The sequence below is a fragment of the Mycobacterium sp. SMC-19 genome, assembly GCF_045310815.1.
Classification (GTDB): Bacteria; Actinomycetota; Actinomycetes; order Mycobacteriales; family Mycobacteriaceae; genus Mycobacterium.
Genome location: NZ_JBJIAM010000009.1, coordinates 196,815 through 223,018 on the forward strand (window position 1 = coordinate 196,815; position 26,204 = coordinate 223,018).

At 69.5% G+C, this 26,204-nt stretch carries 14 protein-coding genes; 8 read left to right on the forward strand and 6 right to left on the reverse strand.

Features of this window, described 5'->3' with window-relative positions; genetic code table 11:
- Positions 1-469 precede the first annotated feature (469 nt).
- A complete protein-coding gene (locus ACJH5R_RS19185; RefSeq protein WP_406782591.1) occupies positions 470-11,629 on the forward strand; it encodes a hypothetical protein in 11,160 nt (3,719 codons plus the stop codon).
- 87 nt (positions 11,630-11,716) lie between these two features.
- Here the strand turns inward: ACJH5R_RS19185 and ACJH5R_RS19190 are convergent, their stop codons facing one another.
- From ACJH5R_RS19190 to ACJH5R_RS19200, 3 genes are all read right to left on the reverse strand, one after another.
- Complete coding sequence (locus ACJH5R_RS19190; RefSeq protein WP_406759787.1) at positions 11,717-12,133, reverse strand: nitroreductase family deazaflavin-dependent oxidoreductase; 417 nt, start codon at positions 12,131-12,133, stop codon at positions 11,717-11,719.
- Between the two features lie 81 nt (positions 12,134-12,214).
- Positions 12,215-12,604 (reverse strand): hypothetical protein, encoded by a 390-nt coding sequence (locus tag ACJH5R_RS19195; RefSeq protein ID WP_406759748.1) that lies wholly within the window; start codon positions 12,602-12,604, stop codon positions 12,215-12,217.
- Entirely contained in the window at positions 12,604-13,755 is a 1,152-nt protein-coding gene (locus ACJH5R_RS19200) for a steroid 3-ketoacyl-CoA thiolase (RefSeq protein ID WP_406759749.1), read from the reverse strand. Before ACJH5R_RS19200 ends, ACJH5R_RS19195 begins: the two co-directional genes overlap by 1 nt.
- A 159-nt stretch (positions 13,756-13,914) precedes the next feature.
- On the opposite strand from ACJH5R_RS19200, the gene ACJH5R_RS19205 reads away from it, so the two are divergent.
- The 6 genes from ACJH5R_RS19205 to ACJH5R_RS19230 are packed head-to-tail and all read left to right on the forward strand — an operon-like array spanning position 13,915 to position 19,922.
- Positions 13,915-15,165: a cytochrome P450 gene (locus tag ACJH5R_RS19205; protein ID WP_406759750.1), complete on the forward strand. Its 1,251-nt coding sequence runs from the start codon at positions 13,915-13,917 to the stop codon at positions 15,163-15,165.
- A gap of 36 nt (positions 15,166-15,201) precedes the next feature.
- The gene (locus ACJH5R_RS19210; RefSeq protein WP_406782592.1) at positions 15,202-16,206 is read left to right on the forward strand and encodes an acyl-CoA dehydrogenase family protein; all 1,005 of its coding nucleotides are present in this window, start codon (positions 15,202-15,204) and stop codon (positions 16,204-16,206) included.
- The gene (gene fadE29, locus ACJH5R_RS19215) at positions 16,207-17,370 is read left to right on the forward strand and encodes an acyl-CoA dehydrogenase FadE29 (protein ID WP_406759752.1); all 1,164 of its coding nucleotides are present in this window, start codon (positions 16,207-16,209) and stop codon (positions 17,368-17,370) included.
- 13 nt (positions 17,371-17,383) lie between these two features.
- Positions 17,384-18,367, forward strand: coding sequence for a bifunctional MaoC family dehydratase N-terminal/OB-fold nucleic acid binding domain-containing protein (locus ACJH5R_RS19220; protein ID WP_406759753.1), 984 nt, complete (start codon positions 17,384-17,386; stop codon positions 18,365-18,367).
- The gene (locus tag ACJH5R_RS19225; protein WP_406759754.1) at positions 18,364-18,765 is read left to right on the forward strand and encodes a MaoC family dehydratase; all 402 of its coding nucleotides are present in this window, start codon (positions 18,364-18,366) and stop codon (positions 18,763-18,765) included. The genes ACJH5R_RS19220 and ACJH5R_RS19225 overlap by 4 nt, the downstream gene beginning before the upstream one ends.
- A complete protein-coding gene (locus ACJH5R_RS19230; RefSeq protein WP_065039216.1) occupies positions 18,765-19,922 on the forward strand; it encodes a lipid-transfer protein in 1,158 nt (385 codons plus the stop codon). Before ACJH5R_RS19225 ends, ACJH5R_RS19230 begins: the two co-directional genes overlap by 1 nt.
- Before the next feature lie 44 nt (positions 19,923-19,966).
- Here ACJH5R_RS19230 and ACJH5R_RS19235 read toward each other — a convergent pair whose 3' ends face one another.
- The 3 genes from ACJH5R_RS19235 to ACJH5R_RS19245 form a co-directional block, all read right to left on the reverse strand.
- A complete protein-coding gene (locus ACJH5R_RS19235) occupies positions 19,967-21,478 on the reverse strand; it encodes a PPE domain-containing protein (protein WP_406782593.1) in 1,512 nt (503 codons plus the stop codon).
- 383 nt (positions 21,479-21,861) lie between these two features.
- Complete coding sequence (locus tag ACJH5R_RS19240; RefSeq protein ID WP_406782594.1) at positions 21,862-23,619, reverse strand: PE family protein; 1,758 nt, start codon at positions 23,617-23,619, stop codon at positions 21,862-21,864.
- Between the two features lie 386 nt (positions 23,620-24,005).
- Entirely contained in the window at positions 24,006-25,523 is a 1,518-nt protein-coding gene (locus ACJH5R_RS19245) for a PPE domain-containing protein (protein ID WP_406782595.1), read from the reverse strand.
- A 215-nt stretch (positions 25,524-25,738) separates the two neighbouring features.
- On the opposite strand from ACJH5R_RS19245, the gene ACJH5R_RS19250 reads away from it, so the two are divergent.
- Positions 25,739-26,002: a hypothetical protein gene (locus tag ACJH5R_RS19250; RefSeq protein ID WP_406759758.1), complete on the forward strand. Its 264-nt coding sequence runs from the start codon at positions 25,739-25,741 to the stop codon at positions 26,000-26,002.
- Positions 26,003-26,204: the final 202 nt, after the last annotated feature.

Genomic DNA, 26,204 nt, shown 5'->3' on the forward strand with positions numbered 1-26,204 from the left:
CGTCGAGGCCCGTATTCGGCGTCTTATTGCTGCCGAATTTGTCGTGTCAGCAAACTGCGATTGAATATTTGACCCACTGCATGCGTAGGCCTCTTTGACCTACGCATTAAAGGCGTGCAATCAACGCCAATCGCCGTGAAGTAAATGCAAATTTCGTGCCAATGGTTCACATTTTTAGACTGTGACCAACATCACTCTAATCGCGCTAGCCGTGTCCGTAGGGCGGTGACCGGCGGATATAAGACTCCACCTAGAGCTGTGGAGCGTCCTGCCGTGTAGTTGCAACCACATAAGCGGCGCTTGAGTTTGCGATAAGTGAACAGACGGCCATAATTCGAACCTGCGTGAAAGCTTAGTAGAAGTTATGGAGAGGGTCGTCATGAGCCGTCGGATGTCTAGCAAAGGTGTTCATTCGTCCGGCCGGGCCGTGGGCCGTCGGCGTGTGGTGGGTGCGTCGAGTGTTGTGGCGGTGTTTTTGGGGTTTGGGGTGGGGTCGGCGTCGGTGGCGTCGGCGGATGGTTTTGATGTGTTGGATCCGGGGTTTTGGTCGGAGTTGTCGGATCCGGGTTCGGCGTTGTGGGTGGGGTGGGGTGAGCCGGGTGCGGCCGATGGTGGGTTCATCGTCGATGCGTTTGAGCAGTTCGATGTGGCGGTGGCGTCGTTTTATCACGAGGATTTGTATCTGCCGCTGTACAACCTGACGCAGGACTTTATTGCTGGTAATCAGCAGTTTTTGGACTTGGTGAATCAGCCGTTTGTGGACTTGTTCGGTCGGGCGTTGATCGGTAACGGCGTCGATGGCTTCGATGGGACCAATGAGTCGTTGCTGGGTGGGTCGGGGTGGTTCGGCAATCTCGGTGATGGCGGCTTCTTGTTCGGCGATGGTGGTGCCGGTGCGGCCGGTGTCGCTGGGATCGCTGGGGGTGTTGGTGGTGTCGGTGGTAGCGCGGGCATGTTCGGCAACGGCGGCACCGGTGGTGTGGGTGCCGACGGCGGCGATGGTGGCGCTGGTGGCGTGGGTGGGTGGTTGTTCGGCGATGGCGGCGCGGGCGGTGTGGGTGGGGCGTCACTGGATGTGTTGGTGGCCGGCGGTAATGGTGGTGCCGGCGGTGATGTGATCAGCCTGTTCGGGTTCGGTGGCACCGGTGGCGCTGGTGGTGCGGGCGCGGTCGGCACCACGGGCACGGCTGGTGTTGACGGTGTCTTGGGTGCGCTCAATGGCACCGCTGGTGGCGAGGGCCTGACCGGTGGTGTGGGTGGCAATGGCGGCGCGGGTGGTGCGGCCGGCTTCGTGCTCGGCCTGGGCGGCCTGGGCGGCGCAGGTGGTGTCGGGGGCACTGGTGGCACGGGTGGAGCCGGTGGCGCCGGCGCGGTGAGTGCCGATGATCTGGGTGGCAATGGTGGTGTCGGCGGTAACGGTGGCGATGGTGGCGTCGGTGGCCGTGGTGGTGTCGGTGGTGTGGGCGGGCACTTCGGTGCTGCCGGCAATGGTGGTGTGGGCGGTAATGCGGGCTTAGCCGGTGAGGGCGGCGCCGGTGGCCTCGGTGGTGACGGTCTCCTCGGTGGCGGTGATGGTGGCGATGGCGGCGCCGGCGGCCAGATCGGCACGATCGCCGGCGTTGGTGGGGCTGCCGGTGAGAAGTTCATGTCCTGGCTGTGGGGCAACGCGGGCCGTCCGGGCGCCGACGGACAGGTCCCGTCCGGGATCAGTGGCAATGGTGGGGTCGGCGGTAACGGTGGCAACGGCACCGGCACCCTGGCCAACGGTGATGGCGCGTCCGGTGGCAAGGGTGGGGCCGGCGGTGATGGTGGTGCGCACGGCAACGGCGCAACCGGTGGCCTGGGCGGTAACGGTATTGCGGGTGCGATCGGTGCCGATGCCAGCACGGCCGGTGGCTCCGGGGTCTCCGGTGGCAACGGTGGCCATGGTGGCGCCGGGGGTGCGGGCGGCAATGGTGGTGCGGTGGCCGGCAACGCCGGCTCCGGTGGCGCCGGCGGTAAAGGCGCGACCGGTGGCGCGGGTGGCTCGGGTGCTGATGGTGCGACCGGCAGCTTCGCTGACGGTGGTGATGGCCAGGGTGGTGCCGGTGGTGACGCCGGTTCCGGTGGTGCGGGCGGTCATGGCGGTGCCGGCGGTGCGGCCGGCAGCGCCACCAACGGCAACGCCGGTAGCGCGGGTGCCGGTGGTGGCGCCGGGGATGGTGGCAATGCCGGGGTTGCCGGTTCCGGTGGCCAGGGTGCTGCCGGCACGGTCGAGCATCCCGACGCCGGCAATGGTGGAGTCGGTGGCGCCGGTGGCGACTTCGGTGCCGGCGGCACCGGTGGTGACGGCAGCGGTCAGGGTGCTGATGGTGTGGACGGCACCGGCAGTGTGGGTGGCAATGGCGGGGCCGGTGGCGATGGCTTCCTGGGTACCAATGGTGTCGCGGGCAGCATCAATGGCACCGGCGGTGGCCAGGGCGGCAACGGTGGTGATGGTGGTGCCGGCGGCCTGACCGCCGAGGGCTCCCAGGCCGCCCAAGGCGCCGGTGGAGCCGGTGGTGATGGTGGTGCCGGCGGGAACGGCTTCAACGGCTACAACGGCAACACCCCCGGCGGTGATGGCACCCATGCCGGTGATGGTGGCGCGGGTGGCAACGGCGGCCAGGGTGGGCACGGCTCGACCGACGGTGCTCACGGTGTTGGTGGCCTCGGTGGTAACGGCGGCAACGGGGGTAACGGCGCCGACGGTGGTGACGGCGCGAACGGGGACAGCGAGCACGCCGGCGGGTATGCGGGTCAAGACGGCGGCAACGGTGGCAACGCCGGTAAGGGCGGCGCCGGCGGCGACAGCGGTAACGGCACTACCTCGGCCAGCGGTGCTGACGGTGTTGCCGGGATCGGCGGCAACGGTGGCCTCGGCGGCACCGGCCTCGACGGTGTCAACGGCACCGCCGAAAACCCCGACGGCACCGCCGGCGGCAGCGGTGGGGCCGGCGGTAACGGCGGCCAAGGTGGTCTGAACACCGATGGCACGGCAGCCACTACGGGCACTGGTGGTGCCGGCGGTGCTGGTGGCCGCGGCGGTAACGGCATCAACGGCCTCCACGGTGACGAGCCGGGGGCTGATGGCACCCGCGGCGGCAATGGTGGCGCCGGCGGCGCTGGTGGTGTCGGCGGCACCGGCACGATCGAGGGTGCCCACGGCGCCGGTGGTGTCGGCGGTAACGCCGGCAACGGTGGTAGCGGCGCGGACGGCGGCAACGGTGCCAACGGCAATAGTGAGCACACGGCCGGGTATGCCGGCCAAGACGGTGGTGCCGGCGGCAACGCCGGTATCGGTGGCGCCGGCGGCGACAGCGGCGGCGGCACCTCCGCCGCCAATGGCAGTGACGGCACCGCCGGCAACGGCGGCGCCGGTGGCCTAGGCGGTACCGGCCTCGACGGCACCAACGGCACCACCGAGAACCCCGACGGGACTGCCGGTGGCGCCGGAGGGGCCGGCGGTAACGGCGGCACGGGTGGCCTCGAAGCGGACGGCACCACCCAGGCCACCACGGGCACGGGTGGTGCCGGTGGCGCCGGTGGGCGCGGCGGCAACGGCATCAACGGCACCAACGGTGACGAGCCCGGTGCCGATGGCACCCGCGGTGGCAACGGTGGCACCGGTGGCGCCGGCGGGGCCGGTGGCACCGGCTCGAGCACCGGTGCCCACGGTGCTGGTGGTGTGGGTGGTAACGCCGGCAACGGTGGTGCTGGCGCGGACGGCGCTAGCGGTGCCAACGGCGACGCGCAGCACCAGGCGGGCTACGCGGGCCAAGACGGTGGTGCTGGTGGCAACGCCGGCATCGGCGGAGCGGGCGGCGACAACGGCAACGGAACCACCGCCGCCGGCGGCAACTCCGGCACCGCCGGCCAAGGCGGCAACGGTGGCGTCGGTGGCGCCGGTCTGGACGGCACCAACGGCACCGCGGGGAACGTCAACGGCACCGCGGGTGCGGCCGGCGGCGCCGGCGGCAACGGCGGCAAGGGCGGCGTGCAAGCCGACGGCACCGCCCAGGCGGCCGACGGCAACGGCGGCGCCGGTGGCGCCGGTGGCCGTGGTGGTAGCGGCTTCAACGGTGCCAACGGCACCAACCCGGGCGGAGACGGCCAGTCCGGTGGTACGGGTGGCGATGGTGGCGCTGGTGGTGTCGGCGGTACGGGTGCGGCCACCGGTGGCCACGGCGTCGGTGGCGCCGGCGGCAACGGCGGAAACGGCGGTAACGGCGCCGACGGATCCAACGGTGCCAACGGAGACGCCGAGCACGTGGGTGGCTACGACGGTGGCGCCGGTGGTGACGGTGGCAATGCCGGGGCTGGCGGCAAGGGCGGTGACTCCGGCGGCGGTCAGCAGGGCGTCAACGGCGGCAATGGTGCCGCCGGCACCGGCGGTAACGGCGGCGCGGGCGGTTCCGGCCTGGACGGCGCAAACGGCGACCGGGACAATGTCGACGGCACCGCCGGCGGCAATGGCGGTACCGGTGGCGCGGGTGGCGCCGGCGGCCAAGAAGTCGGCGGCGGACATGCGACCGACGGCCACGGTGGCCTCGGCGGTAATGGCGGTCAGGGCGGTGCCGGTTTCGACGGCAACAACGGCGACGCCGGGCACGCGGACGGGTTCGCCGGCGGAAACGGCGGCGGCGGTGGTACCGGTGGCAACGGCGGTGCCGGTGGTGGCACCACCGGGGCCGGCGGCAATGCCGGCAACGGTGGCAACGGCGGTGCTCCCGGCGACGGTGGCGACGGTATCGACGGCACGGCGGCCCACCCCGACGGCGGCGCGGGCGGCCACGGCGGCAACGTCGGCGTCGGCGGCGGCGGCGGAACCGGCGGATCCGGCGCAACCGCAGGCAACAACGGCTCGGCAGGCAACACCCCCGGCAGCGGCGGTAACGGCGGTAACGGCGGGACAGGCTATGACGCCGCGTCCGACCCGACCGCCGCACCGGGAACGGCCGGCGGCAACGGCGGTGCCGGTGGTGCCGCCGGTGACCACGGCAATGGCGGTAACGGCGGCAACGCCGGCAGTGGTGTCGCCGGTGGTGCCGGTGGCAACGGCGAAAACCCGGGCGACGCCGGACAGACCGGCGGATCGGGCGGTAAGGGCGGTACCGGCGGTGCCGGTGGTGCCGGTGGATCGCTCGCCGGTGATGGCGGTAACGGTGGTGCCGGTGGCGCCGGCGCCGACGGTGGTGTCGGTGGCAATGGCGCCAATGGTGCGGACGGCACGTTTGACAACGGCGGAAACGGTAACGGCGGTGCGGGTGGCAGCGCCGGCACCGGTGGTGCCGGTGGCGATGGCGGCGCAGGTGGTGCCGCCGGTGGTTCCACGCACGGTAAGGCGGGCAGCGAGGGTGCCGGCGGCAACGCGGGCGATGGTGCCGATTCCGGCAAGGCCGGCGACGGCGGCACGGGTGCGCACGGCACCGCGGAGAACCCCGACGGTGGCAATGGTGGTCAGGGCGGTAACGCCGCCACCGGCGGTACCGGTGGCACGGGCGGCAGCGGCCTGACCCACGGTACGGACGGTCAGGACGGGGGCATCCCCTCCGGTTCCCAGGGCAACGGCGGCACCGGTGGCGACGGTTACGACGCCTCGACCGACCCGAACGCGGCGCCGGGGACCTCTGGTGGCAACGGTGGTGCCGGTGGTGACGCCGGCGACCACGGCAACGGTGGTCTGGGCGGCAACGGCGGTAGCGGCACCGACGGCAGCACCGGTGCGAACGGCAGCGGCACCGACGGTGACGGCAACGGCAACGCGGGTGGCTCCGGCACGGCCGGCGGCTCCGGCGGCAACGGCGGTGCCGGTGGTAAGGGCGGCTCGGTCGAAGGCGACGGCGGGGCCGGCGGTTTGGCCGGCAACGGCGGCAACGGCGGCTCCGGTGGAACGGGCGCCAACGGTACCGACGCCACCGCACCCGGCCAGGACGGCGGCAACGGCGGTGTCGGTGGCGACGCGGGGGCCGGCGGCAAGGCCGGCAACGGCGGTAACGGCGGCTCGGCGACCAACGGTTCGGCGGGTGCCAACGGCGACGGCGGCAACGGCGGTAACGGCGGCAACGCCGGTGTCGGCGGCAACGGCGGCAAGGGCGCGGACGGCGACGCCAACAACCCCGACGGCGGCAAGGGCGGTGACGGCGGCAACGACGGCGCCATCGGCCAGGGCGCAACCGGCGGTTCGGCGGGCAGCGGCGGTGCCGGCGGTACCGGCACGGCCGGTAATGGCGGGACCGACGGCACAGCGGACGCCGGTGGAGACGGTGGCGCCGGAGGCAACGGCTACGACGCCTCCACCGACCCGAACGCCGCCCCCGGCACGGCCGGTGGCAACGGTGGCGCCGGTGGTAACGCCGGTGACCACGGCAACGGCGGACAGGGCGGCAACGGCGGCTCGGGCTCCAACGGCACAGACGGCAGCGACAGCACGGACCCGTCGCAGGCCGGTGGCGACGGCACCAACGGTGGTGCCGGAGGCAACGGTGGCTCTGGTGGCACCGGCGGTTCGGTCGTGGGCAACGGTGGTGCCGGTGGTAATGCCGGCAGCGGTGGTGACGCCGGCAACGGTGGTGCCGGAGCGGACGGCGGCGACGCCACCACTCCCGGCGCCGACGGCGGTACCGGCAGCAACGGCGGCTCGGGTGGTACCGGCGGTGCCGGTGGTACCGGCGGCAGCGGCGGCGGTGCCAACAACGGCAACGCCGGCAACAACGGCGATGGCGGCGACGGAGGCGCCGGCGGTAACGCCGGTTCGGCCGGCAACGGCGGCAAGGGTGCCGACGGCGACGCCACCAACCCCGACGGCGGCGACGGCGGCAAGGGTGGCGACACCGGTAACGCCGGGTCCGGGGGATCCGGCGGTGGTGCCGGAACCGGTGGTGCAGGTGGCACCGGCAATGCCGGCGGCGACGGTGGCGACGGTGCCGAAGGCACGCCGTCGGGAGATGGCGGCGACGGCGGTAACGGCTACACCAACCCCAACGGCGACGGTGGCAACGGTGGCAATGGTGGCGACGCCGGCAGCCACGGCAACGGCGGCAATGCCGGTAACGGTGGCGATGGGCACGGTGACAACTCCAACGGCGGCTCCGGTGGCTCCGGTGGTGCCGGTGGTACCGACACCGGCAACGGCGGCAACGGCGGCGATGGCGGCAACGGCGACCACAACGGTGGTGCCGGTGGTGGTGGCGGCGACGCCGGCGCCAACGGCAATGGTGGCGACGCCGGAGACGGTGGCACAGGCCAGACCGGTGACGGTGGCAACGGTGGCGACGGTGGTGCCGGCGGCACCCAGACCGGTGATGGTGGCAATGCCGGTGACGGCGGCGACGGCGGCCAGCACGGCGGTGACGGCGGCACCGGTGGCAGCGCCACGGGCGAAGGCAACGGCGGCAACGGTGGCTACGGCGGTGATGGACTGCCGGGCCCGAACGGTCCCAACGGCGCCAACGGCGGCAGCGGAACCCAGCCCGGTGAGGCCGGCGGCGACGGCCAGGCCGGTGGAGCCGGCGGTAAGGGCGGCGACGGCGGTGCCGGCAGCGGCGTCGGTTACCACGCCGGCAGTGGCGGCCTAGGCGGCAACGGCGGCAATGGTGGTGACGGCGGCGATGGCGCCAAGGGCGCTACCGGCACCTTCGCCGGTGGCGACAACGGTGACGGTGGCCAGGGCGGCAACGCCGGCAACGGCGGCGCCGGCGGCGCCGGCGCGGCTGGCGGCAACGCCGGTATCGGCCTCAACGGTGCCACCGATGGCGTCCACGGCGCCGGCGGTGCCGGCGGAAACGGTGGTAACGCCGGTAGCGCCGGTAGCGGCGGCAAGGGCGCCAACGGGACCGCGAGCCACCTCGACGGTGGCAACGGTGGGGCCGGTGGCTCCGGCGGCAGCGCCGGCGCGGCAGGTGCCGGTGGCGACAATGGCGACGGCACCACTGGTGCCGCCGGGCAGGCCGGTAACGGAAGCATCGGTGGCGACGGCGCCGACGGTGGCCGCGGCTACATCGGTGCCAACGGCAAGGCCGGCGACATCAACGGAACGGCCGGTGGTAACGGCGGTGCCGGCGGCAACGGTGGTGCCGGTGGTTTCGCCGGCAACGGAACGCAGCTCAACCAGGGCGACGGCGGCAGCGGTGGCGACGGTGGCGCTGGCGGCAACGGTTACAACGGTCTCAACGGCTCGGCGCCCGGGGCCGACGGCGGCAACGGTGGCAACGGTGGCGCCGGTGGTAACGGCGGTGTCGCAGGCACCGGACACACCGCGGGTGACCACGGTGTCGGCGGGCTCGGTGGCAACGGTGGCAACGGCGGCAACGGCGCCGATGGTGCCAACGGCAGCACCGGTGGCGGCGACGGGCAGAACGGCGGCGCCGGCGGTAACGCCGGAATCGGTGGCCAAGGTGGCGACAGCGGCGGCGGTCAGCACTCCGACAACGGCACCGACGGTTCAGCCGGTGTCGGTGGCAACGGCGGTAGCGGTGCCAAGGGCACCGACGGCGCCGACGGCACCACCGCTGACGTCAACGGTGTCGCCGGTGGCAACGGCGGCAAGGGCGGTAACGGCGGCCTGGGCGGCTTGGAGGCCGACGGTTCCACGCACGCTGCCGCGGGTGCCGGTGGCAGCGGTGGTGCCGGTGGTAAGGGCGGCAACGGTATTGACGGTGCGGCCGGGTCGTTTGTGACCGGTGACGGCAACGGCGGCAACGGCGGTAACGGTGGCTCCGGCGGTAACGGTGGTGTCGGTGGTACCGGTTCGACCACGGGTGCCACGGGTGCTGCGGGCTCGGGTGGTAACGCCGGTAACGGTGGTGCCGGTGACCAGGGGGCTGCGGGTAGTGCCGGGGTTGCGGGTGTGAACAACGGTGCCGGTGGCGCGGGCCATGACGGCGGCAGCGGCGGCAACGCCGGTGTCGGCGGCAAGGCCGGCACCGGGACCGGTGCGGCCACCGATGGAGCCAACGGCGACGCGGGTGTTGGTGGTGCCGGCGGTAAGGGCGGCCAAGGTGCCGCGGGTGTCAACGGTGTCAATGCCGGCGACAGCGGCACCTCCGGTGGCAGCGGTGGCGCCGGCGGTAACGGTGGCAAGGGTGGCCTGGAGGCCGACGGTTCCACGCACGCTGCCTCGGGTGCCGGTGCCGATGGTGGCGCCGGTGGTAAGGGCGGCAACGGTATTGACGGTGCGGCCGGGTCGTTTGTGACCGGTGACGGCAACGGCGGCAACGGCGGTAACGGTGGCTCCGGCGGTAACGGTGGTGTCGGTGGTACCGGTTCGACCACGGGTGCCACGGGTGCTGCGGGCTCGGGTGGTAACGCCGGTAACGGTGGTGCCGGTGACCAGGGGGCTGCGGGTAGTGCCGGGGTTGCGGGTGTGAACAACGGTGCCGGTGGCGCGGGCCATGACGGCGGTAACGGCGGCAACGCCGGTGTCGGCGGCAAGGCCGGCACCGGGACCGGTGCGGCCACCGATGGAGCCAACGGCGACGCGGGTGTTGGTGGTGCCGGTGGCAAGGGCGGCCAGGGGGCCGCCGGTACCGATGCCAGTAGCTCGGCCAACCCCAACGGTGGCACCGGCGGCAGCGGTGGCAAGGGCGGCAGCGGTGGCGTCGGTGGCCTGCAGGCCAACGGGGTGGACCGTGGTGCCGACGGCCAGGGTGCTGATGGTGGTGCCGGCGGGCGGGGTGGCAATGGCTTCACCCAGGCGGCGGGCAGTTCGGCCAACGGCGGCAACGGTGGCCAGGGTGGAGTCGGCGGCGCCGGTGGCGACCGGGGCGCGGTGGCGGCCAGCGGTGGCGCCGGTGGTCAGGGTGGCAACGCCGGCAACGGTGGTTCCGGCGCGGACGGCAAGGCCGGCGCGGATGCCACAGTGGCCGGTGCCGCCGGCGGCACCGGTGGCGACGGCACAAGCGGTGGCAAGGGCGGCAACGGTGGCGCCGGTGGCGCCGGCGGGGCCAGTGGCACCGCCAGCAACGGTGCGGCGAACCATCACGGTGCTGGTGGTGTCGGTGGCAACGCCGGCAGCGGCGGCAATGCCGGCAACGGTGGTGCCGGTGGTAAGGGCCTCGGTGGTGGCACCGGGACGACCGCGGGCGTCGGTGGCGCCGGTGGCGCCGGCGGTAACCGCGGCGCTGCGGGCAGCGCGGGTGCCGGTGGCGACAGTGGCGGTGGGCAGTCGGCCGCCAACGGCGCGGCCGGTGCGGCCGGTACTGCCGGTGGTAACGGCGGTAAGGGCGGCGATGGCGGCACCGGCACCACGCTGGCCAGCGGCGCCGGCCAGAACGGTGGGGCCGGCGGCCAGGGCGGTGCAGCCGGGACGCTCGGCAACGGTGGGGCCGGGGGCAGCGGCGGCAACGGCGGCACCGGCAACAACGCGACCACGGCCGGCTCCAACGGCTCCGCCGGCGGCAACGGCGGCAACGCCGGTGCCGGCGGTAAGGCCGGCGCGGGGGTCGGCGACACCGGTGGCAATGCCGGCAAGGCCGGCAGCGGCGGCGACGGCGGCGACGGGGCCAACGCCACCGCGGCCAGCGGCAAGGGTGGCAACGGCGGCACCGGCGGCAACGCCGGCAACGGCGCCGCCGGCGGCAGTGCGGCCAACGGAACGTCGGGCATCGACAGTAACGGCGGCGTGGCCGGAAACGGTGGCGACGGCGGCGACGGCGCCAAGGGCACCAACGGGGTTGCGTCTCCGGAGTACAACGCCGCTGCCAGCAACGGAACCGTTGGCGGCGCCGGCGGCACCGGTGGTACCGGTGGGTCCGGCGGGGCCGGCGGCGGGACTACCGGTGTGGGCACCAATGGTGGCGACGGCGGTAAGGGCGGCGCGGGCGCGGACGGCGGCAACGGCGGTTACACCACGCACGGCAATGACGGTGAGCCGCTCCAGGGCCACAACATCGGCACCGGCGCGAATGGTGGCGCCGGTGGCGCCGGCGGCAACGGCGGTGCGGCCGGTGCCGGTACCAGCCTGGGCGCTGCCGGCCACGCGGGTAACGGTGGCGACGGCGGTGTCGGCGGCAAGGGTGGCAGCAGTGGAAACCTCCAACCGCTGGGCTACCTCGACACCGCCGGAAACTCCTCGGCGGGGACCCCGGCCAATGTCACCGGCGCCGGTGGTACCGGTGGCAACGGCGGTACCGGATTCGTCGGCGGAGACGGCGGTGCCGGCGGCATGGGCGGCAGCGATCAGTACGCGGCCGGCTCCAACGGCGGCGCGGGCGGTACCGGTGGCAACGGCGGCGCCGGTGTCGGGGCAGGCAGCACCGGTGGCGACGGCGGTGCCGGCGGCAAGGGCGGCGACGGCAGCAACATCCGCTGGGGCTGGACCGGCAAGGGAACGCCTCCGTCCTCGATCAGCAACGGAACCACCAGCGCCTCCGGACCGGTCAACAACGTGCACGGCGGTAATGGCGGTAAGGGCGGCAACGGTGGCGTCGGCCAGGCGACCAACGGTGTCGGCGGTAGCGGCGGGTCCGGCGGCACCGTCATCACCCCGAACCTGCCGACCGGTCCGGGATCCATCGGCACCAACGCCGGTGCGATCAACGGTGGTGCCGGCGGCACGGGTGGGACCGGCGCCACCAACGGCACGACCGGCGCGAGCGGCAAAACGCCTTAAGCGTTTCGCCAACGAGAGCCCCGCACACCGGGTGTGCGGGGCTCTCGTTGGCGGCTGGTCTGATTCGCAGCCCTCGCGAGGTTGCTGCTAGGGCTCGCAGATGACGATCGGGATCTCCCGATCGGTCCAGGCCCGGTAGTTGACGAAGTCCGGGTACATCTTGTCGAGCTTGGGCCAGTAGGCGGCCCGTTCGGCCTCGCTGGCGTCGCGGGCACGCAGGATGAGCACCTCGCTGCGGATCCGGAAGGACACCTGCGGGTTGGCTTTCAGGTTCAGGTACCACATCGGGTTGGTGGCGCGCCCGCCCTGGGAGGCCACCAGGATCACTCGGTCACCTTCGCGCAGGAACAACAGTGGGGATTCGCGCGGCTGACCGGACTTGCGTCCGGTGGTCGTGAGGATGCCGACCTCGGGAACCTCACCGAAGTGCTTGGTGCCCAACCGCCATTTACCGCCGACCCGGCCGCCGGTCGCCTTGTAGGCCCAGGTGTTGGCCTTCGACATCCACTTGATCACCGTTCCGGTGACCGGCGAATCCAGCGACTTCGGCTTCTCTGGTGTGTCTGGGTTGCTCACGGGCTCACTCTAACGGTGGATGAACGGACGAATCCCCGCGCGGATGTGATGGATCACAGCGGTGCCGTCCGCGCTGTCCGCGGGGATCCGGAAAACCTCGTCGACATGCGAGCAGACCCGGACCCCGAACAGCGACGGCTTGGTGATGATGTCGTAGACCGCCCGCACGTCGTCGCCGTCGATGCTGTACTTCGGCAGCGTGGCCGCCGAGATCAACCGGAACTGCGGACCGCGGTTGAGGCTGCGCCGCAAATGATTTCCCGAGAATCCGGTCTTGAGCCCGACCTCGATCCGGACACAGTCGGGTGCGAACCGGACCGCCGAGGCGTCGTGACTGACCAGGGCGTCGATGTAGGCCTGGGCCGCCGCGATGCGGTCAGCCTCCGGAACCGAGGCCACTAGATGCGCTCGATGATGGTGCCGGTGGACAGCGCTCCGCCGGCACACATGGTGATCAGCGCGGTCGACTTGTCGGTGCGCTCGAGCTCGTGCAGCGCCGTGGTGATCAGCCGGCTACCGGTGGAACCCACCGGGTGGCCCAGCGCGATCGCCCCGCCGTTGACGTTGACCCGATCCATGTCCGGCTTGTGCACCGCGGCCCAGGACAGCACCACCGAGGCGAACGCCTCGTTGATCTCGACCAGGTCGATGTCGCCGATCTTCATCCCGGCCTTTTCCAGCACCCGGGCGGTGGACTGCACCGGGCCGTCCAGGTGGTAGTAGGTCTCGGCGCCGACGTTGGCCTGGCTGATGATCCGGGCCCGCGGCCGCAGGCCCAGCGCCTTGGCCTTGTCCTCGTCCATCCACAGCACCGCGGCGGCGCCGTCGGAGATCTGCGACGAGGTACCGGCGGTGTGTGAGCCGCCCTCCATGACGGGGTTGAGCGCCGCGAGGCCCTCGGCCGTGGTGTCACGCAGGCCCTGGTCGCGGCTGACGATGTTCAGCTCGGCGGTGGGTTGCTTGTTCTCGTCGATCACCGGGGCCTCGATCGGGGAGATCTCCCGGTCGAACCGTCCCTCGGCCCAGGCCTGCTTGGCCAGCTGCTGGGACCGCAGCCCCAGGGCGTCCAGGTCGGCGCGGGTGATGCCCCGGCGCTTGGCGATGCGCTCGGCCGCCTCGAACTGGTTGGGCAGGTCGATGTCCCAGGACGCCGCTCGCGCACCGCCGCCGTTCGCGCCCAGCGGGACGCGGCTCATCGCCTCGATGCCGCAGGCGATGCCGATGTCGATGGCGCCGGTGGCGATGAGGCCGGCGATCAGGTGGTTGGCCTGCTGCGCGCTGCCGCACTGGCAGTCGATGCTGGTGGCGCCGACGTGCTCGGGCAGCCCGGCCACCAGCCACGACTGCCGGGTGACGTTGTTGCCCTGCTCGCCGAACTGCGTGACGCAGCCGCCGATGACCTGCTCGACGCTTCCCGCGTCGATCCCGGCCTTCGCGACCAATGCCTTCTGCACCGCCCCGAGAAGTTCGGTGGCGTGCAGGCCGGACAACCAGCCATTACGTTTACCGATGGGGCTGCGGGTGGCTTCGACGATGACAGGATTACCCATGCGGCCAGGCTAGAACACGTTTCATTAGTCTGACAAGCGACGATGCAGCACCGCCTTTGATCTGCGGTCGGGCCGTGTTTCAATGGTCGCAATCAGGCACTAGACGGCGTTGTTCCTGCGTCGTCGAACCTACTAACAGATCACTCTAGGAGTAGACACATGGGCTGCCCCGCCATCCCCAGCGACTTCGACTTCCTCGATTCCGAGATGAGCCTGCAGGGCCTCCCGGTCAAGGAACTCGCCGAGCTGCGTAAGTCCGAACCGGTGCGTTGGGTCGACGTTCCCGGCGGAACCGGAGGCTTCGGCGACAAGGGTTACTGGCTGGTGACCAAGCACAAGGACGTCAAGGACGTCTCGCTGCGCAGCGACGTCTTCTCCAGCGCCATGAACGGCGCGATCCCGGTTTGGCCGCAGGAGATGACCCGCGAGGCGGTCGACCTGCAGCGGGCGGTCCTGCTGAACATGGACGCGCCGCACCACACCCGGCTGCGCAAGATCATCTCCCGGGGCTTCACCCCCCGCGCCCTCTCGCGGCTCGAGGACGAGCTGAAGGCGCGGGCGCAGAAGATCGCCCAGACTGCCGCGGCGTCCAACACCGGCGACTTCGTCGAGCAGGTGTCCTGCGAACTGCCGCTGCAGGCCATCGCCGAACTGCTCGGTGTACCCCAGGACGACCGGGACAAGTTGTTCCGCTGGTCCAACGAGATGACCGCCGGCGAGGACCCGGAGTACGCCGACGTCGACCCGGCGATGTCATCGTTCGAGGTCATCACCTACGCCATGAAGATGGCCGAGGAGCGGGGCAAGAACCCCACCGACGACATCGTGACCAAGCTGATCCAGGCCGACATCGACGGCGAGAAGCTCAGCGATGACGAGTTCGGCTTCTTCGTCATCATGCTGGCGGTTGCCGGCAACGAGACCAGCCGCAACTCGATCACGCACGGCATGGTCGCGTTCTCGCAGAATCCCGACCAGTGGGAGCTGTTCAAGCGGGAACGGCCGCAGACCGCCGTGGACGAGATCATCCGTTGGGCCACCCCGGTTTCGGCATTCCAGCGCACCGCGAGCGAAGACACCGAGATCGACGGCGTCAAGATCAAGGCCGGCGACCGCGTGGTGATGTCCTACCGTTCGGCCAACTTCGACGAGGAGGTGTTCGACGACCCGTTCACCTTCAACATCCTTCGTGACCCGAACCCGCACGTCGGCTTCGGCGGCACCGGGGCGCACTACTGCATCGGTGCCAACCTGGCCCGCCTGACCATCAACCTGATCTTCAACGCGGTCGCCGACCACATGCCCGACCTGAAGCCGATGGGCGACCCCGAGCGGTTGAAGTCCGGCTGGCTCAACGGCATCAAGCACTGGCCGGTCGACTACTCGGGTGCGTGCCCGGTCGCGCACTGACCTGACTGACGGCCTAACGAATCAAGGAGGATTCGGGTGGACTTCACACCGAACCCGGAGCAGCAGGCTGTCGCCGATGTGGTGACGTCGGTGCTCGACCGAGACAACAGCTGGGATGCGCTGGTAGCCGGCGGGGTCGCAGCGCTGGGTGTGCCAGAGCGACTCGGTGGCGACGGTCTGGGCCTGTCGGAACTGGCCACCGCGCTGACCGAGATCGGCCGTCATGGCACCATCGGTCCCGCACTGGCAACGTTGGGCCTGGGGTTGATTCCGCTGCTGGACCTGGCGTCCGATGCCCAGCAGGACCGGTATCTGTCGGGGGTGCCCACCGGCGCGGTGCTGTCGGCCGCGCTGAACGAACCTGGCCGGCAGTTGCCGGAGCACCCCGCGACCAGCTTTGCGGGCGGAAAGCTCAACGGCACCAAGACCGGTGTGCCCTATGCCCAGGCGGCGACTTGGCTGATCGTCACGGCTGACAAGGCGGTGGTGGTCGTCGCCCCGGACGCCGACGGTGTCACGGTCACCAAGACGCCGACTTCCAACGGGTCCGACGAATACGTGGTGACGTTCGCCGACGTCGCGATCGCGGACGCCGACGTGCTCGATGGCGCCAGCGTTGCCCGGGTCAACCAGTTGGCGCTGGCCGCCACCGGGGCCTTCGGGGCCGGGCTGGTGGCAGGCGCCCTGCGGTTGACCGCCGACTACGTCGCCACCCGCGAGCAGTTCGGCCGTCCCCTGTCGACGTTCCAGACGGTGGCCGCGCAGCTTTCCGAGGTGTACATCGCCTCGCGGACCATTGCCTTGCTGTCGACCTCATCGATTTGGCGGTTGGCCCAAGGTCTTGACGCCGGTGATGACATCGGGATCCTGGGTTACTGGCTGACATCGCAGGCTGCACCGGCCATGCGACTCTGTCACCACCTGCACGGCGGTATGGGTATGGACATCACCTACCCGATGGACCGCTACTACTCCTGGATCAAAGACTTGACCCGGCTGTTGGGTGGTCCCGTGCACCGCCTCGATTTGGTGGGAGCGTAAATGTTCATCGACCTGACACCCGAGCAGCGGGCACTGCAAGCCGAACTGCGCGAGTACTTCTCGACCCTCATCACGCCCGAAGAGGCGCAGGCGATGGAGTCGGATCGGCATAACGAGGCCTATCGTGCCGTGATCAAGCGGATGGGCAGTGACGGCAAGTTGGGCGTCGGCTGGCCCAAGGAGTACGGCGGCCTGGGATTCGGTCCGCTCGAGCAGCAGATCTTCATCAACGAAGCCAACCGGGCCGACATCCCGTTGCCGATGGTCACCTTGCAGACTGTCGGCCCCACGCTGCAATTGCTCGGCACCGAAGAGCAGAAGAAGAAGTTCCTGCCTGGAATTCTTTCCGGCGATGTACATTTCGCGATCGGTTACTCCGAACCCGACGCCGGCACCGACCTCGCGTCACTGCGCACGACCGCGGTCAAGCACGGCGATGAATACATCGTCAACGGGCAGAAGATGTGGACCACCGGCGCCCACGACGCCGACTACATCTGGCTGGCCTGCCGAACCGACCCGACCGCTGCCAAGCACAAGGGCATCTCGATCCTCATCGTCGACACGAAGGATCCCGGATACTCCTGGACCCCGATCATCCTGTCCGACGGGGCCCATCACACCAACGCGACGTACTACAACGACGTGCACGTACCCGCCGACATGCTGGTCGGCGAGGAGAACGGCGGCTGGAAGCTCATCACCACGCAGCTCAACCATGAGCGCGTCGGTCTGGGTCCGGCCGGTCGCATCGCCGGCATCTACGACCAGGTGCACCACTGGGCGTCCAAGCCCGGTTCGGACGGCGTTACGCCGATCGAGCAGGACGACGTGAAACATCTTCTGGCGCAGATCAAGTCGATCTGGCGTATCAACGAGTTGCTCAACTGGCAGGTGGCATCCTCTGGTGAGAACATCGCCGTCGCCGACGCTGCGGCCACCAAGGTGTTCTCCACCGAGCGAATCCAGGAAGTCAATCGCCTCGCTGAGGAGATCGTCGGCAGATTCGGCAACCCGGCGGACCCCGAGACCGCCGAAGTCCTCGTCTGGCTGGACAAGATGGCCAAGCGCAACCTGGTGATCACCTTCGGCGGCGGCGTCAACGAGGTCATGCGCGAGATGATCGCCGCTTCTGGGCTGAAGGTTCCGCGGGTTTCACGATGAGTCGAGGAGACAGATGAGCGACCTTTCCTCCGGGATCGAGCAGATACTGGCGTCGGGCCGCAGCAAACCGCGGACCGGCCGGGATCCGGTGAACCAGCCGATGATTCGCCATTGGGTCGATGCGATCGGCGACGCCAACCCGATCTACACCGACGAGGCAGCCGCGCGTGCCGCGGGTCATCCCGGAGTCGTCGCTCCGCCGGCCATGATCCAGGTGTGGACGATGATGGGCCTGGGCGGGGAGCGTCCGGCCGACGACCCGCTCGGCAAGGTCATGGAGCTGTTCGACGGCGCAGGCTATGTCGGCGTAGTGGCCACCAACTGCGAGCAGACCTACCATCGCTACCTGCGCCCCGGCGAAGAGGTCAGCGTCACCGCCGAGGTGACCGACATCGTGGGGCCCAAGAAGACCGGCCTGGGTGAGGGGTACTTCGTCACTCAGAAGATCCGCTGGTGGGTGAACGGCGACGAAGACGCGGAATGCGTGGCCGACATGAATTGGCGCATCCTGAAGTTCCTGCCCGCCGACAAGGAAAACGCGGGCTCCTCAGCCGCGGTGCCCGGGGACCTCGACCCCGACAAGATGATGCGCCCGTCGTGGTCGCGGGATTCCCAGTACTTCTGGGACGGCGTGGCCGCACACGAGTTGCGCATCCAGCTCCGCCCGGACGGCAGCCTGCAGCATCCGCCGGTGCCGGCGGTCTGGAAGGACAAGACCGAGACCACCGACTACGTCGTTTCCAGCGGTGAGGGAACGGTGTTCAGCTACGTGGTGCACCACGCGCCCAAGGTCCCCGGCCGCAGCCTGCCGTTCGTGATCGCGCTGGTCGAGCTCGAAGAGGGCGTGCGGATGCTCGGCGAGCTTCGCGGCGTCGACGCGGCAGCGGTAAAGATCGGAATGCCGGTCCGCGCAACCTATCTCGATTTCCCCGCCAGCGATGTCGGTCCGGCGTGGTCTCTGTACGCCTGGGAGCCTGTGGAAGGAGACGGGGCATGAGCGCTGCGACTGTCGACGTGGGCACCAAGCTGCCCGAACTGAAGATCTACGGTGACCCGACGTTCATCGTCTCTACGGCGATCGCCACTCGCGACTACCAGGACGTGCACCACGACCGGGACAAGGCGCAGGCCAAGGGCTCCAAGGACATCTTCGTCAATATCTTGACCGACACCGGCCTGGTGCAGCGCTACATCACCGACTGGGCGGGATCCAACGCGGTGATCCGTTCGATCGGGCTGCGGCTGGGTGTGCCGTGGTACGCCTATGACACAGTCACATTCTCCGGCGAGGTGACGGCGGTGGAAGACGGCCTGGTCACCGTGAAGGTCGTGGGCAACAACAGTCTTGGTGACCACGTGATCGCTACCGCCACTCTCACCCTCGGGGAGGAATGATGCTGTCCGGTAAGGCGGCTATCGCCGGAATCGGCGCCACCGACTTCTCCAAGGAATCCGGGCGCAGCGAACTGCGTCTGGCGGCCGAGGCGGTGCTCGACGCCCTCGACGATGCGGGCCTGAAGCCCTCCGACGTCGACGGTCTGGTCACCTTCACCATGGACTCCAACCTGGAGACCGCCGTCGCACGTGCCACCGGGATCGGTGAGCTGAAGTTCTTCTCCCAGATCGGTTACGGCGGCGGCGCCGCCGCGGCCACGGTGCAGCAGGCCGCCCTGGCGGTGGCCACGGGAGTCGCTGAAGTCGTGGTGGCGTACCGGGCTTTCAACGAGCGCTCGGAGTTCCGGTTCGGCCAGGTGATGACCGGTTTGACGGTCAACGCCGACTCGCGCGGCGTGGAGTACAGCTGGTCCTACCCGCACGGCCTGAGCACCCCGGCGGCGTCGGTGGCGATGATCGCCCAGCGCTACATGCACGAATACGGCGCCACCAGTGCGGATTTCGGCGCAGTGTCGGTGGCCGACCGCAAGCATGCGGCGACCAACCCGAAGGCGTTCTTCTACGGCAAGCCGATCACGATTGAGGATCATCAGAACTCGCGGTGGATCGCCGAACCGCTGCGGCTGCTGGACTGCTGCCAGGAGAGCGACGGCGGGGTGGCGATCGTCGTCACCACGCCGGAGCGGGCCCGCGACCTCAAGCACCGACCGGCGATCATCGAGGCGGCCGCGCAGGCCGCCGGGGCCGACCAGTTCACCATGTACTCCTACTACCGCGAGGAGCTCGGCCTGCCCGAGATGGGCCTGGTGGGCAAGCAGCTGTGGTCGCAGTCGGGTCTGACGCCCGCCGATATCCAGACCGCGGTGCTCTACGACCACTTCACCCCCTACACGCTGATCCAGTTGGAAGAGCTGGGATTCTGCGGCAAGGGTGAGGCCAAGGACTTCATCGCCGGCGGCGCCATCGAACTCGGCGGCCGGCTGCCGATCAACACCCACGGCGGCCAGCTCGGCGAGGCCTACATCCACGGCATGAACGGCATCGCCGAGGGTGTGCGCCAGCTGCGCGGTACCTCGGTCAACCAGGTTGACGGCGTCGAGCACGTGCTGGTGACCGCTGGTACCGGCGTGCCTACGTCGGGCCTGATTCTGGGCTAGCCGCCCTCGCCTTCACGCTGGGTGGGAGGGGAACCCGGCACCGCTCAATCGTTGGTGGGTTCGCCCCAGCTCTCGGGCAACAGCGGAAGGGTCGGCCCGTCGTTGAGACCGCCGCTCGCCAGCGTGGTCAAACCCGTCGCGGGCAGACCAGGCTTGGCTTGCGCCGCTGCGAATCCCAGGCGACCGGCACTGCTGTCGGAGGCGCGAGTCGCGGCGTCGGGCCCGATATCGGGGGCGCTGTCGGCGTACACGTAGATGTGCGCGTCCGCGTGCCCGCGAGCAGCTCGGCGTCGGCGGGCCCGGGACCGATCCCGTGCCGAGGCGGCGGTGGCCGCATCCTCGGCGGCCGAGTCGGGATTCGATGCCTTCTTCACGGCATGGCGGCGGGCCACGGCGCTCACCTGGCCGGCGACGCCGGGAGGCCCGATCACATACGGGGGGAAGAACGCCGGGCTACTAGCGGCGGGGGGAGCGGCAGGCGGTGCCGCAGCCGGCGCTGCGCTGGTGGTCGGCGCCGAAATGGAGCCACCCGTGGCCGGTGCCGCGGCGGTGTTGGCGACGGTGGTGGACGAACCCGCCGAGCCCCCGGCGGTCAGCGGATTGGCCGGAGGTACGGCCTCGACGGCCAGCGGAACCGGGGCAGGCTGAATTCCGGCCAGTCCGGCCAGGCCGGCCGCCCAGCCCAGGTTGCCGATCGCCAGGCCCAGCGCGGGTTGCAGCAGCGCTGGCGCGAATTGGCTCAAGGTGGCGGCGAGCTGACTGGCGTGGAAGGTGACATCGGCCATGATGACGGGGAGATCGGTCAGCAGCGCTGCCGGGTCGGTCAGCAGATCGTTGATGATGATCTTGGCCCACTCGCCCATTTCGCCGAAGACGTCTTTCCACCATTCCGGGTCGGTCGGATCCAGATCGCCGTCGTGGATCCCGTCGTGGTCGTGGTCGTGGTCGTGGTCGTGGTCGTGGTCGTGGTCGTGGTCGTGGTCGTGGTCGTGATCGTGATCGTGATCGGCCTCGGCATAGCCGACGATCGGCGGTGCCACGGCGAGCTGTGGGGCTGACGCCACGGCTGCGCCGGAGACCGCCTCGTAGGTCGCCATGGTGGTGGCGGCCTGGATCCACATCCGCACATAGTCGGCTTCGTTGACCGCGATCGGGATGGTGTTGACACCAAAGAAGTTGGTGGCGACCAAGATTCCGTGGATAGCGTGGTTGGCCGCCAGTTCGGGCATCGTGGGCATGGCCGCCAATGCGCTGACGTAGGCCGCGGCCGCTGTTTCATGTCGGGATGCTCGCGCGGCGCTGTCCGCGCTGGCCGTCGCCAACCAGGCCAGGTAGGGCACGTGTGCGGCGAGATAGCGCTCGGCGCTAGGCCCCTGCCATGACGCTGCCTGGGTGGCTCCCAGCAGGTCCCGCAACGCCTCCGCGATCGCGGTGTACTCCAGGCTCAGCGACGACCAGGCGCCGGCAGCAGACAACAGGGCCCCGGGCCCGGGGCCGCTGCTCAGCGCAGCCGAATGCACCTCGGGGGGCGAGGCCATCCATACCGGGGCGGTCATGCCGGACAGATTATCCGAAGATGAAAGTCATTTTCAATTAGGGTTGCCTGGGTTCAGGCGGGCGCTGCCGGGAAACCTAGGCCGAAACAAGCTCCACATCGTTGGGGTGACGGCGTCCTTCCGGGCCCGCGCCACCACATTGCCCAGTCGGCCGCCGTCTTTCCACTGAAAAGTTGGGGTTGTCGTTTCGCCTGACCGGGAACGTGACCAAACGGCGGGAGGTGCGCCATAACACTAGCCTCGGAAGTTCATTGCTTGGCATCAGTAACACGGCGAGGGTGGCTGATCGACTTACCGAATGGCAGGGGGGCCCCGCACGCCCGGCGTGCGGGGCCCTCCCCGAAGGACCTCAGAGGCGGCGACTTCCGCCAGCGACTACGACGTTAGTGGTCGTGGTCGTGGTCGTGGTCGTGGTCGTGGTCGTGGTCGTGGTCGTGGTCGTGGTCGTGGTCGTGGTCGTGGTCATGGTCATCGTCTTCGTCGGGATTGATGGGCGGTTCTTCCCCGCTGTGGTCATGGCTGGAATCGTGCTCATGCCCGACTCCGCCAGTACCACCGATACCTCCGAATGCACCATCGGCGAGCCCGCCTGTGGTACCGGCTTCGCCCTCCAAGGGTCCCGAATTACCGCCATGGCCGCCATGACCACCGGCACCACCAGGCGCGAGGGCCGCGACGCCGTTGCCACCGCGACCACCGGCGCCACCGTCGCCACCAGCGCCGTGGGTGCCGATGTTGTTGCCGCCGTCACCACCGGCCCCGCCGTCACCGGCTGCCCCGGAGATCACGGTGGTGTCCGGCAAGGTGATGGTCGCACCGGCAGAGTTGCCCCCGGTGCCCCCGGCGCCGCCGGCCCCGCCATCGCGCGTCTCACTGTCGCCACCGGTTCCACCGGCACCACCGGCACCACCGATATGGCTTCCGTGCCCGCCGTTACCACCGGCGCCACCGGCACCGCCGTGGACTGCACTGCCGATTCCGCCGTTGCCGCCGTTACCGCCTGCACCGCCGGTAATTCCGGCGCTCCCGGCGCCGCCGTTACCGCCTGCGCCTCCGGTGCTGCCGTTTCCGCCGTTTCCGCCCGCGCCGCCAGCGGCTCCGTCCGAGAGGACGTCGGTGCCGTGGACTGCGCCGGCTCCGCCACCGCCGCCGTCACCGCCGTCGCGACCCATCCCTGCGGCCGTAGCGGCGCCCGTGGTTCCGAAGGTGCTACCGAAGAGCGTGCGAGCCAGCCCGCCCTCGCCCGCAGCGCCGCCATTTCCGCCATTTCCGCCGGCCCCACCAGCGGTGGCCTCATGGATGAAGAGCTCATCCTCGTGCTCATGACCGTGGTCATGGCTGTGCGCGACCGCGTCGGCGCCCTCGCCACCGTCACCGCCGTAGCCGCCGTTGCCCCCGCGACCGGCAGCACCGCCGTGGCCGATGATCCACCCACCGTTGCCGCCGGTTCCACCGACACCGCCAACGCCGCCGTCGCCGCCAGCACCGCCGACCTGGTCTATCTGTCCGTCAGCACCCGCTGCGCCGTTGCCGCCGGCGCCGCCCCTGCCGCCCGCACCACCGGAACCGTAGAAGTAGGCGTTCCCTCCCGCGCCACCGGCGCCGCCGACACCACCGTCGAGGCCGTCGGCGATGCTGCCATTCAGACCCAGGCCACCCACGCCGCCGGCGCCGCCGTCACCGACCAGCAGGCCGCCCGATCCTCCTGCCCCGCCAGCAGTCGCTGCGACCAAGGTGTCACCACCGTAGTAACCGGTGGCCAGACCGACGCCGCCGATGCCCCCGTTGCCGATCAGCCCAGCATTGCCGCCCGCGCCGGCGGCGCTCAGAACACCGTCGAGGTAGCTGGCGTCAGTGCCGGTACCACCGTCACCGAACAGGAAACCCCCGTCGCCGAGGTCGCCGATACCGGGCAACCAACCGAACAGCGAGGTGTTGGCGCCAGCGAAGTCGTCGATTCCGTTGCCGATCAACAGCCGCCCGAATAGTGCCTCATAGAGGCCGAAGCCGTTGAGCAACTCAAGCAGCCCAGCATTGGCGGGGTCAACGAGGAATTCCTGTGCTCCAGCATGGAGATTGTCATAGGTCGCGTCAAAGACATTGGCCCAGCTAAAGCCCGATTCCGCCGCCGAGCCGGGCATGTCCGTTGATAGGAAACTGGCATCGGCTAGACCGCTGACATCGGATAGCGTGCTGAAATCTGGCAGGTCGATGAGGATATCGTCCGCGCGCACAACCGGCGCTGATATCAATGGCGACATCCCAAACGCCAAAAACGCACCAACCGTGCTACCTGCACCTATTGCGCGACGCAGCTCGTTGTTCTTCCGCCTGTTGTTGTTGCGATCACTCATCTACACACTCTCAATCTGTGTTGGGACAACCGGTCAAATTGTTATGACTGCATATATGCAACGTTCCATATCTATCCGAAATCAGATATGGGTGGAGTCGCATATGCGCTTGGATATATGTATGCCTTAACACCCCGCTCTACAAATTGTCGCGGTAATTCGCAGGCGGGCCATTAGGCATTGTCGTGCCAGCTTTCGGGTAACAACGGGATTGTCGGCCCGCTACCGAAGTCATCACCGGACAAGGTGGTCAATCCCGCTGCAGGGGAATCCTCCTCGGTATGTGTGCCGGAGAGCCCCAGCCCACCGGCGATACTGGCCGACACGCGAGTCGAGAATGTGGGCTCGGGTTCAGGCAGTGCTGTGTTGTCGGCGTACACCTTGATGAATTCGTCTGCGTGCCCTGGTGCAGTTCGACGCCGCCGGCTTCTGGTCCGATTCCGTGCGGCAGCGGTCGCCGTCGAGTCTTCGGTGGCCGGGTCGGGATTCGATGCCTTGCTCGCGCTGCGGGAACTGGCTTTGGCGTTGGCCCGGGTTACTGCGCCCGTAGGGCCGATAACGTACGGCGGGAAGAACCCCCCGCCTGCTGGCGGAGGTGGAGCCGGTGGTGGCATCGGACTCGGTGGAGCGCTGGTAGGAACCGAAGCCGGCGAAGGCGTGCCGACAGTCGTGGACGCTGGAGCGGGTGGTGCACCCAACGACGCGCCGGTTGCAGGTGTGGTCGGGGCGATCGGTTCGGCGCCGACCGGGACGGAAGCCGGCTGAATTCCGGCTAGGCCTGCCAGGCCGGCAAGGCTCGCCGCCCAACCCAGGTTGCTGATGGACAAGGCCAGCGCCGTCTGCAGCAGCGCCGGGGCCAGCTGGCTAAGCAGCGGGGCGAGCTGGGCGGCATGGAACGTCAGGTCGGCGATGATCCAGGTGAGGTCGGTCATGAACGCGCCAGGATTGGTCAGCAGGTCGATCAGCAGCACTTCGGCGTAGTAGCCCAGTTCGCCCCATACGGCCACCCACCATCTCGGGTCCGTCGGATCCAGGCCCTCGCTGGCGTGATCGTGGTTGTGACCGCCATCCAGGTCGTCGTCGTCGTTGTGCTCGTGCTCGTGCTCGTGCTCGTGGTCGTCGTGCTCGTCGTGCTCGTGGTCGTCGTGACTGTGGTCGACGATCGTTGGCGCTACAGCCGGCTGCGGCGCCGAGGCCAATGCTGCGCCGGACACCGCTTCGTAGGTGGCCATAGTGGTCGCGGCCTGGGCCCACATTCGGAGGTAGTCGGCTTCGTTGAGCGCTATCGGAATGGTGTTGATGCCGAAGAAGTTGGTCGCGACCAATACACCATGGCTGGCGTGATTGGCGGCCAGCTCTGCCAACGTCGGCATGGTCGCCAGCGCGGTGACGTAGGCCGCAGCCGCTGTCTCGTGCTGGGAGGCATGCGCGGCGCTGTCGGCACTGGCTTTGGTCAGCCACGCCAAGTACGGGAGATGCGCGGCGAGGTAGCTCGCAGCGCTGGGTCCCTGCCATGCCCCGGCCTCGGTGGCGGCCAACGATTCCCGCAGCGCTTCGGCGATCGCGGTGTACTCAAGGCTCAGCAATGACCATGCGCCGGCGGCGGACAACAGTGGGCCGGGCCCAGGGCCGCTGCTCAACGCAGCTGAATGAACCTCTGGAGGAGATGCCATCCACATAGGCGCGGTCATAGAGCTCACCATACTGAAAATGAAAATCATTATCAATAACGATAAGAGTTGTGCGCTGGCCGTGGACGCCGAGGACTGCTGGTGGACACGTGACTGGTGGTACTGCTGTTCCCGTGAGACGGATGTCCGTATGTCGGGCAAGCGCAAGACGTACGCCCGGCGTTTCAGGAGCAGGCTGCCCGCCTGGTAATCGAGACCGGTCGGACCATGCCCATGTGGCCGCCGAGATCGGTGTGGGTGAGCAAGCGTTGGGCCGCTGGGTGCGCCTCGCCGGCGAGGCGTCCGACGCCGACGATAATGGTGTGTCGCTTAATGCTGACGAGCGTCTTGAGCGGGTGCTGTTGAGCGAAGAGAACGCTGAATTGCGTTCGGGCTGGCAGCTTTTGAAAAATCCGCAGCTTCGTCGCCTCCGAACGGAACGGTGGAAGCGTACCGGGTCATCGAAGCCGAGAAGGTCAACTTCGCCATCGTGCCGATGACCGGCGTTTCCATGACGCCTCCGGCCAGGTGTATGGCGCACCGCGATCCGGGCTGATCTGCAGATCCGAGTGAGGACGGGAAGTCATTTCCGGTAAGACCGCGGCAGCCTCATGTGCCGGCAGCGACTGGCCGGAATCAGCCCACGGCGGTTCGCTCCGGTGGCCACCCTCGTCGATCCCAGCCGTGACCACTCCAAGCCAC

Bases quoted from the DNA above. Each gene is read 5' to 3' on its own strand.
- fadE29 (WP_406759752.1), top strand. From the start codon at position 16,207: ATGTTCATCGACCTGACACCCGAGCAGCGGGCACTGCAAGCCGAACTG.
- ACJH5R_RS19235 (WP_406782593.1), bottom strand. From the start codon at position 21,478: ATGACCGCCCCGGTATGGATGGCCTCGCCCCCCGAGGTGCATTCGGCT.
- ACJH5R_RS19200 (WP_406759749.1), bottom strand. From the start codon at position 13,755: ATGGGTAATCCTGTCATCGTCGAAGCCACCCGCAGCCCCATCGGTAAA.
- ACJH5R_RS19225 (WP_406759754.1), top strand. From the start codon at position 18,364: ATGAGCGCTGCGACTGTCGACGTGGGCACCAAGCTGCCCGAACTGAAG.
- ACJH5R_RS19220 (WP_406759753.1), top strand. From the start codon at position 17,384: ATGAGCGACCTTTCCTCCGGGATCGAGCAGATACTGGCGTCGGGCCGC.
- ACJH5R_RS19230 (WP_065039216.1), top strand. From the start codon at position 18,765: ATGCTGTCCGGTAAGGCGGCTATCGCCGGAATCGGCGCCACCGACTTC.
- ACJH5R_RS19205 (WP_406759750.1), top strand. From the start codon at position 13,915: ATGGGCTGCCCCGCCATCCCCAGCGACTTCGACTTCCTCGATTCCGAG.
- ACJH5R_RS19240 (WP_406782594.1), bottom strand. From the start codon at position 23,619: ATGCCCGGCTCGGCGGCGGAATCGGGCTTTAGCTGGGCCAATGTCTTT.
- ACJH5R_RS19245 (WP_406782595.1), bottom strand. From the start codon at position 25,523: ATGACCGCGCCTATGTGGATGGCATCTCCTCCAGAGGTTCATTCAGCT.
- ACJH5R_RS19190 (WP_406759787.1), bottom strand. From the start codon at position 12,133: ATGTCGAAGGCCAACACCTGGGCCTACAAGGCGACCGGCGGCCGGGTC.